The sequence below is a fragment of the Vibrio sp. 1978 genome, from assembly GCF_033344345.1.
Window position 1 is genome coordinate 1 of the sequence record NZ_JAWPOP010000506.1, and the last position, 678, is coordinate 678.

Below are 678 nucleotides of genomic sequence, written 5' to 3' on the forward strand. Positions count from 1 at the left end.
AGTTTTAGCGTGCGCATCAACGAGGCAAGCTCAATCTCAAGCGCTTCAGCAAGTTGCTTTTGACTGATGTTGTCGCCCATTCGATACAGCTTCCAAAGCGCCGTCCAGCGCGGGTAAGTTAGGTTTAGCGGTTCGAGCTCACGGTCGGCAACCATCTTCCATAAACGAGCGACACGAGACAGTTTTTCGGCAAGGGACAGATCTCTCAAAATGTTGATGTCTTGAATCATAAGATGCACTCAATTACTTAGCGTGCTAAGTAATATAATTTAGTTAGCACGCTAAGTAAATATTTTTGTGATTTAAATCACAATGAATTTTTGTGCATTTAAAAGGTTGTGAAGAATTAAGATCTTCAGATTGCAGGAAAGAAAAAACCCAACTCAGAAAAGCTAAGTTGGGCTAGGTAAGCAAAGAAACTACCGTAAATGTGGCAGCAAACTATGTCCGTTCAATCAAGAAGCGCTGCTTGAAGTCAACAAAAGCCTCGTGGAGTGCATTTTCTTTAATGGGTTTCAGCAAAACATAGTTCGCGCCTGCTTCCATAAATGCATCACTGGTTTCTTGCGCAGTGTCGGCGGTGCAGGCGTAAATTGGCGTCCCCAATTTCAAGTTTTGACGAATCTCTTTCGTGGTTTCGATGCCACCAAGATGCGGAAGTTGGTTATCCATCAAAAT

General features: G+C 43.1%; 2 protein-coding genes. Both read right to left on the reverse strand.

The genetic code is table 11. The annotated features are described in order from the left end of the window. Positions 1 to 230: MarR family transcriptional regulator (locus R8N49_RS27505; protein ID WP_318190503.1), on the reverse strand; the 230-nt coding region annotated here is incomplete at its 3' end. Positions 231 to 441: 211 nt separating this feature from the next. Beyond that, a partial coding sequence (locus R8N49_RS27510; RefSeq protein WP_318190504.1) for a response regulator occupies positions 442 to 678 on the reverse strand: 237 nt, incomplete at its 5' end.